General features: G+C 67.4%; 8 protein-coding genes and 1 other RNA gene. 2 read left to right on the forward strand and 7 right to left on the reverse strand.

Annotation, left to right across the window (positions count from 1 at the left end):
• Positions 1-207: 207 nt before the first annotated feature.
• From IBL25_RS22960 to IBL25_RS22990, 7 genes are all read right to left on the reverse strand, one after another.
• Complete coding sequence (locus IBL25_RS22960; RefSeq protein WP_187780814.1) at positions 208-606, reverse strand: VOC family protein; 399 nt, start codon at positions 604-606, stop codon at positions 208-210.
• A complete protein-coding gene (locus IBL25_RS22965; protein WP_187780815.1) occupies positions 606-1,007 on the reverse strand; it encodes a RidA family protein in 402 nt (133 codons plus the stop codon). The genes IBL25_RS22960 and IBL25_RS22965 overlap by 1 nt, the downstream gene beginning before the upstream one ends.
• Positions 1,008-1,014: 7 nt before the next feature.
• Positions 1,015-2,616 carry a fumarate hydratase gene (locus tag IBL25_RS22970; RefSeq protein ID WP_187780821.1) on the reverse strand — a complete coding sequence of 534 codons (1,602 nt, stop codon included), beginning with the start codon at positions 2,614-2,616 and terminating at the stop codon, positions 1,015-1,017.
• A 312-nt stretch (positions 2,617-2,928) separates the two neighbouring features.
• On the reverse strand, positions 2,929-3,453 hold the full coding sequence (locus IBL25_RS22975) for an SspB family protein (RefSeq protein WP_379656209.1): 525 nt from the start codon (positions 3,451-3,453) through the stop codon (positions 2,929-2,931).
• A gap of 86 nt (positions 3,454-3,539) precedes the next feature.
• Positions 3,540-3,870: a transfer-messenger RNA gene (ssrA, locus tag IBL25_RS22980) on the reverse strand.
• Between the two features lie 50 nt (positions 3,871-3,920).
• Positions 3,921-5,096, reverse strand: a complete 1,176-nt coding sequence (locus IBL25_RS22985; RefSeq protein ID WP_187780817.1) for a M20 aminoacylase family protein — start codon at positions 5,094-5,096, stop codon at positions 3,921-3,923.
• Positions 5,097-5,165: 69 nt separating this feature from the next.
• Positions 5,166-5,543, reverse strand: coding sequence for a winged helix-turn-helix transcriptional regulator (locus IBL25_RS22990; protein ID WP_187780818.1), 378 nt, complete (start codon positions 5,541-5,543; stop codon positions 5,166-5,168).
• 99 nt (positions 5,544-5,642) lie between these two features.
• On the opposite strand from IBL25_RS22990, the gene IBL25_RS22995 reads away from it, so the two are divergent.
• On the forward strand, positions 5,643-6,704 hold the full coding sequence (locus IBL25_RS22995) for an SDR family oxidoreductase (RefSeq protein ID WP_187780819.1): 1,062 nt from the start codon (positions 5,643-5,645) through the stop codon (positions 6,702-6,704).
• 116 nt (positions 6,705-6,820) lie between these two features.
• Positions 6,821-7,759 (forward strand): FAD-dependent thymidylate synthase, encoded by a 939-nt coding sequence (gene thyX, locus IBL25_RS23000; protein ID WP_187780820.1) that lies wholly within the window; start codon positions 6,821-6,823, stop codon positions 7,757-7,759.
• Positions 7,760-7,829 lie beyond the last annotated feature (70 nt).

Below are 7,829 nucleotides of genomic sequence, written 5' to 3' on the forward strand. Positions count from 1 at the left end.
CGGGCCGCGGCGGTGCCAGCCATGCGCCTCGGCGGCGGGAGAGGCTGCCAGCAGCGCCGCGCCGGCCAGGCCGGCCAGGGCCGCGATACGCAGGCCGTTGAAGAACTTCATGTCACCCTCCTGGGCTCTACGAACGCCAGTATAGATGGGATTCGTGCCGGATTATGGCAAGCGAAGGGTAAGACGGTGGCCAAGGCGCCGCCAGAACTAACGGCTGTAGGTGGAGATCTCGATCAGGTTACCATCCGGGTCGCGGCAATAGACCGAGGTGATGGGGCCAAGGGCGCCCACCTTGGGGGCGGGCCCGTCCTCGATGGTTACTCCGCATTCGCGCAGGTGGTTGGCGATATCCTCGCCCGCCACGGCCACCACGAAGCAGAGGTCCATGGTGCCGACCTGGGCATTGTGGCTGCTGAACCATTCCGCCTGGTCGGCGGTGGCGGGGCGCAGGTTGATCTTCTGGCCGCCGAAGCGCAGCGCGGTGCGCCGCTTCTCGCCAAAGGCCTCACGCTCCATCCCCAGCACCCGCTGGTACCAGGAGGCCGAGATCTCCACGTCCCGGCAAGTGATGACCAGATGGTCCAGCCGGTCCACCGAAAAGCGCATCAGACAGCATCTCCCTGCCGCCGGCGCCGCCGGGCGGTGACCTGGATCTCGATCTTCATGGCCTCGTTCATCAGGCCCGCGACCAGCAGCGTGGCCGCCGGGCGGGCCCGGCCCAGCCACTTGCGGGTCACGGGCCAGCAGGCCGGCCATTCCGCCCGGTCCGGCACGATGTAGGTGACGCGCACCACGTCATCCATCGTCGCGCCAGCCTCGCGCAGCGCGGCCTCGATATTGAGGAAGACGCGCTCGCATTGCGCCACCACGCCCTCGGCCAGGGTCATGGTGGCATAGTCGTAGCCGGTCGTGCCGGAGACGAAGATGTCATCCCCGTCCACCACCGCCCGGGAATAGCCGATCTCTTCCTCGAACCGGCTGCCCGAGCTGATGCGGCGGCGTTCCATGGCGGCCTTATTCCAGCCCGTCGTAGAAGTCGTTGCCCTTGTCGTCCACGACGATGAAGGCGGGGAAGTCCTCCACCTCGATACGCCAGACGGCTTCCATGCCGAGTTCCGGATATTCCAGCACCTCGACCTTCTTGATGCAGTCCTGCGCCAGCCGGGCGGCGGGGCCGCCGACGGAGCCGAGATAGAAGCCGCCATGGGTCTTGCAGGCATTCCGCACGGCCTTGGAGCGGTTGCCCTTGGCCAGCATCACGAGGCTGCCGCCGGCGGCCTGGAAGGCTTCCACATAGCTGTCCATGCGCCCGGCCGTGGTGGGGCCGAAGGAGCCGGTGGGCATGCCTTCCGGCGTCTTGGCTGGGCCCGCGTAATAGACCGGATGGTCCTTGATGTATTGCGGCAGGCCCTCGCCACGGTCCAGCCGCTCCTGCAGCTTGGCATGGGCGATGTCGCGCGCCACCACGATGGTGCCGGTCAGGGAGACGCGGGTCTTGACCGGGTGCTGGCTCAGCGTGGCGCGGATGGCATCCATCGGCTGGTTCAGGTCGATCTTGACCACCTCGCCGCCCAGGATCTCATCCGTGGTCTCGGGCAGGAAGCGGGCCGGGTCGTGCTCCAGCGCCTCGATGAACACGCCTTCGGGCGTGATCTTGGCCTTCACCTGCCGGTCGGCCGAGCAGGAGACGCCGATGCCGATGGGCAGGGAGGCGCCATGGCGCGGCAGGCGGATGACGCGCACGTCGTGGCAGAAATACTTGCCGCCGAACTGGGCGCCGATGCCGATGTTCTGCGTCAGCTTGTGGATCTCGGCTTCCAGCTCCGGGTCGCGGATGCCGTGGCCGGCCTTGCTGCCCTGGGTCGGCAGCTCGTCCAGATAGCGGGTGGAGGCCAGCTTCACCGTCTTCAGCGTCGTCTCGGCCGAGGTGCCGCCGATGACGATGGCGAGGTGGTAGGGCGGGCAGGCGCTGGTGCCCAGCGACTTGATCTTGTCTTCCAGGAAAGCCAGCAGCTTCGGCTTGTTCAGCACCGCGCGGGTCTGCTGGAACAGGAAGGTCTTGTTGGCCGAGCCGCCGCCCTTGAGGACGAACATCATGTGGAACTCGTCCGCATGATAGTCGCCAGGGGAGGCATAGATGTCGAACTGCACCGGCAGGTTGTTGCCGGTGTTCACCTCGTCGAAGGTGGTCAGCGGCGCCATCTGCGAATAGCGCAGGTTGGTCTCGGTATAGGTGCGGTGGACGCCGTAGCTCAGCGCCTCCTCCTCGTCGCCCTCGACCCAGACGCGCTGGCCCTTCTTGCCGAAGACGATGGCGGTGCCGGTGTCCTGGCACATGGGCAGCACGCCGCCGGCGGCGATGGAGGCGTTCTTCAGCAGGTCCAGCGCGACGAAGCGGTCGTTGGCGCTCGCCTCCGGGTCCTTCAGGATGTTGGAGAGCTGCTGCAGGTGGCCGGGGCGCAGGTAGTGGGAGACCTCGCGGCAGGCGGTGAAGGCCAGTTCCTCCAGCGCCTTGGGGGAGACCTTCAGGACGGTCTTGCCCTCGACCTGGACCGTGCGCACGCCCTCGATCTCCAGCTTGCGCCAGACGGTCTTGTCCTCACCCAGCGGCAGCATGGGGGAATAGGCGAAGCCCTTGCTGCGCTGGGACACCGGGGTGCCGGCATCCGTGTCCTGGATCGGCGTGTCGGACAGCGGCGCGGCCGCCTCCGCGGGAGCGGGGAAGTTGTCGGCAGGGGTCATCGGGCGCACTCCGGCAGGGGTCCCGGCGCCGCGTGGTCAAGGCAGGGTGCGGCGTCGCTTGCGGGTGCTGGTAGCGCAGGGGCAGGCCCAAGCCAACGGGGAAAGGGCGCGCGTGCTGTTCCTCTCGCCGCGCGGGCAGGCCGCCGGGGCGGTGGGGGCAGGATCTCTCCGCCCCGCCTGTTCCTGTCAGTCCCGCGCGGGGCGGCGGCGGAAAGCGTCGAGGCTGACGACCTGGGCCGGTGCCTCGGCCTCGGCTTCCTTCACGCCTTCCTCGGCCTGGGCCGGGGAGAGGGGGATGGCGTCAGGCACATCCAGAACATCCTCGGCCATCTCCGGCGGGCCGAAGCGCAGGCCGACGCGCACATGCGGGTCCCAGAAGGCCGTCATGCTGCTGATGGGAATAATCAGCTTGGCCGGCACACCGCCAAAGGACAGGCCGATGGAGACGGTCTGCGCCGCCCGGTCGACCTTCAGGTCCCAGAACTGGTGCTGGATGACGATGGTCATCTCTTCCGGATAACGCGCCTTCAGGTGCCCGGGGATCTGGACGCCCGGGTGGTCGGTGCGGAAGGTCAGGTAGAAATGGTGGTCGCCGGGCAGGCCATGCGTGCCGACATGGTCCAGCGCGCGCAGCGCGACCTCGCGCATCGCATCCTCAGTCCAGCGGTCGTAAGGCAGAAGGCTTTCAACCGGCTTCGTATCATCAGTCATCATGTAAAACCCCGGAGCATGGCCAGAGTAGTGACCGCGTGGCACCGCGAAAAGAGGGGGCGGTACGAAACCGGTATTGAAAGCGAAGTGGGGGGATTCTGTTGCCCGGTTCCCCCCGGACCGCGCTTACCTATTGTTAGGCAGCGAGCGCCACAGCCTCGCGGCTGTTATCGTTGGCACTTGTGATTTAGCCCGATAACGGCGGTACAATGCCGGGCAAAAGGTAAGTCTTTACCGCACGCGTCGAAGCTGTTTCGTCCCCATGCCGCCGCCATACGATCCCTGGCGGTTGAATTGGTGGAGACGCCGGGCACTGCCCCCGGGTCCGCAATGCTTATTCCAAATACCGTTTATCGCCATAGCCACCCGAAGGTGAGCAAAGCCAATATAGGGCAGCGCCGGCCCGAAATCGAGGGGCCGGCGCTCAAATTCCCTTGGTTATGCTCTGGCCTGCCGCCCGGGCCGCATCAGCCCTTGGGCAGCTGCGTCTCCACGATGCGGGCATAGAGCGCGGCGCCATAGGGCGTCGTCTCGTCGTTGAAGTTATAGGCGGGGTTATGCGGCGTGGCGCCCGGGCCGTTGCCGACATGGATATAGGCGCCCGGCACCTTCTCCATCATGAAGGAGAAGTCCTCGGAGCCCATGCCAGGCTCCTTGTTGCGGGCCACCTTCTCCTCGCCCACCAGCCCGGCGGCGGCATCGGCGAAGGCGGTGGTCAGCTCCGGGTCGTTGATGGTGGGGGCGAAGATCAGGCGGAAATCCAGCTCGGCGCTGGCGCCGAGGCCCGCCGCCACGCCCTCGGCCACGCGCCGCATGCCGTCCTCGATCTGCTGCGCCACCTCGCGCGAGAAGAAGCGGGCGGTGCCGGAGAGCGTGGCGGTATCGGGGATGACGTTATAGGCATCGCCGCCCTGGATCTTGGTGATGGAGATCACCGCCGGCTCGAAGGGCGAGACATTGCGGGCCACGACCGTCTGGATGGCGGTGGCGATCTGGCAGGCGGCGATCACCGGGTCCACGCTGACTTCCGGCCGCGCGCCATGGGCGCCCTTGCCCTGGATGGTGATGTCGAAGAAGGCGCCGCCCGCGGCGGTGGCGCCGGGGCGGATGCCGTATTCGCCCACCGGCATATTGGGGCGGTTGTGCATGCCGAAGATGGCGTCACAGGGAAAGCGCTCGAAGAGCCCGTCCTCCAGCATGGCGAGCGCCCCGCCGCAGCCTTCCTCGCCGGGCTGGAAGATGAAATGCACGGTGCCGTCGAAATTCTTCGTCTCCGCCAGGTACTTGGCGGCGCCGAGCAGCATGGTGGTGTGGCCGTCATGGCCGCAGGCATGCATCTTGCCTGGGGTCTGGCTGGCATAGGGCAGGCCGGTCTTTTCTGTCATCGGCAGGGCATCCATGTCCGCCCGCAGCCCCACGGCGCGGTTGCCCTTGCCGGCGCGCAGCACGCCCACCACGCCCGTCTTGCCGATGCCGCGATGCACCTCGATGCCCCAGGATTCCAGCTTCTCGGCCACGATGCCGGCGGTGCGGTGCTCCTCCATCCCCAGCTCGGGGTGGATGTGGAAGTCGTGGCGAATGGCGGTCAGCTCATCCTGGTAGCGGCGGATCTGGTCGATGGCGGAAACGGGGGAGCCGGACATGTCTGCTGGATTCCTGCGTCGGTGGCGGCAGCCATGCAAACACCAGCCCGGCACAGGGGCAAGACGGCCTCAGCGCCGCGAGGTCGGCCGGCTGCCGAGCTGGTCCAATGCATCCGCATTGTCACGCCCCCAGGCATAGAGCAGCTCCACCGGCTCAATGAAGCGGGCGCCCAGCGGCGTCAGCCGGTATTCCACGGCGGGGGGAATGGTGCCCTGCACATGGCGCGTGACCAGCCCGCTGCCCTCCATCTCGCGCAGCGTCTGGGTCAGCATCTTCTTGGAAATGCCGGGCAGGCTGCGCTGCAACACGCCTGTCCGCGCCATGCCGCCATGGCGGGCGTGCAGGGTATGCAGGATCATGCTGGTCCATTTTGTTGAGAAGAGCTCCAGCACGCGGCGCGGCGCGCAGTCTTCCCGCCCTTCTTCCTCGTCGCTGCCTGGCCGCATGGTGGTTACCTCCTGGTGCCTATGTCCCCGATTGGTGCCGTCTAGAACCGGGATGCGGCGCTGACTAGCTCAGGCGCCTTGAAAGCGATGGAGCATCCTATGGCCGGAACAGCATTGGTGGTGGGCGCGAGCGGGATTGTTGGCAGCGCGACGGCGTCACTGCTCAAGGCGCAGGGGTGGACGGTACATGGCCTTGCCCGCCGTCCTGTTGAACAAGCCGGAGTGCGCCCCGTGGCCGCTGACCTGCAGAACGCGGCGGCCACGGCGGCGGCGCTGGCCGATCTGCGGCCGGAGGCCGTGTTCATCACCACCTGGCTGCGGCAGAAGACCGAGGCGGAGAATATCCGCGTCAATGCCGCCATGGTGCGCAACCTGCTGGACGCGCTGCGCCCGGGCGGCAGCACCCGGCATGTAGCCCTGGTGACGGGCCTCAAGCACTACCTCGGCCCCTTCGAGGCCTACGGCAAGGGCACGCTGCCCCAGACGCCCTTCCGCGAGGAACAGGGGCGGCTGGATGTGGAGAATTTCTATTATGCGCAGGAGGACGAGGTCTTCGCCGCCGCGGCACGCGACGGCTTCTCCTGGAGCGTCCACCGCCCGCATACCGTGATCGGCAAGGCCGTGGGCAATGCCATGAACATGGGCACCACCTTGGCTGTCTATGCCACCCTGTGCCGGGAAACCGGCCGGCCCTTCCGCTTCCCCGGGTCGGCCGCGCAATGGAACGGGCTGACGGACATGACGGACGCGCGAATCCTGGCGCAACACCTGCTCTGGGCCGCCACAACGGAGGCGGCGCGCAACGAGGCCTTCAACATCGTCAATGGCGATGTGTTCCGCTGGAGCTGGATGTGGGGCCGGATCGCCAACTGGTTCGGCATCGAGCCCGCGCCCTTCGACGGCACGCTGCGGCCCCTGGAAGAGCAGATGGCCGGCGATGCCCCGCTGTGGCGCGGCATCGCCGAGCGGGAAGGACTGGCGGAACCCGATCTCGGGCGCCTGGCCTCGCCCTGGCACACTGACGCGGATCTTGGCCGCCCGATCGAGGTGGTGACCGACATGAGCAAGAGCCGCCGCCTCGGCTTCACCGCCTACCAGCCGACGGATGATGCCTTTTTCGAGCTGTTCAGCCAGCTTCGTGCCGACCGGCTCATTCCATAGCCAGGACAAGCCGGGGCTGGTCAAATGGCCCCGGCTCAGTCCGGATCTGCGGCTTTTGCGCTAGTGCCGATGCGCCCCAAAGGGTAATCCCACCGCCGATTAGAGCGGGGGCGAGCATGGCACTGACGGACGCACAGCAGCAGGAACTGGCGGAGGCGAAAGCCGCCCGCGCGGAAACCCGCCGCCCCACCGTGCCCGCCCTCGAAGCCATGCTCTTCGAGCCGATCCCGCTGCTGGACCACGGTTTCATTCGTGTCATCGACTACATGGGCGACGACTCGGCCGTGGTGCAGGCGGCGCGCGTCTCCTATGGCCGCGGCACCAAGGCGGTGAGCGAGGATCGTGGCCTGATCCGCTACCTGATGCGGCACTGGCACTCCACGCCCTTCGAGATGTGCGAGATCAAGTTCCACGTGAAGCTGCCCATCTTCGTGGCGCGGCAGTGGATTCGCCACCGCATGGCCAATGTGAACGAGTATTCGGCCCGTTATTCGGTGATGGACCGGGAATTCTACATCCCGGCACCGGACCAGCTCGCGGCGCAGTCTTCCTCCAACCGCCAGGGGCGGGGCGAGGTGCTGGGCGGGGAGGATGCCGCGCGGGTCATGGACCTGCTGCGCCAGGACGCCACCACCGCCTACGACCATTACATCGAGATGCTGAACGAGGATGAATCCGGCGCTGCCCTCGACCCGTCCCGCCAGGGGCTGGCCCGTGAGCTGGCGCGGATGAACCTGACGCTGAATACCTATACTCAGTGGTACTGGAAGACCGACCTCCACAACCTGATGAACTTCCTGCGCCTGCGCGCCGACGCGCATGCCCAGTACGAGATCCGCGTCTATGCCGAGGCGATGCTGCAGGTGCTGGAAGCCTGGGTGCCGGCGGTGGCGGAAGCCTTCCGCGACTACCGCCTGGGCGCCGTGACGCTTTCGGCCCAGATGCTGGACATCACCCGCCGCATGCTGGCGGGCGAGGCGGTGGACCAGGCCGGCAGCGGCCTTTCCAAGCGCGAATGGCGCGAGCTGATGGTGATGCTGGGCCGGGAGGCCTGAGCCCTGGCCGCCGCGCCCCGCAGCACCACCCCCGCCGCCGCCAAGCCCGCGCGCGCAGCCCGGGCGCCGG

It is taken from the genome of Pseudoroseomonas ludipueritiae, assembly GCF_014490445.1.
GTDB lineage: Bacteria > Pseudomonadota > Alphaproteobacteria > Acetobacterales > Acetobacteraceae > Pseudoroseomonas > Pseudoroseomonas ludipueritiae.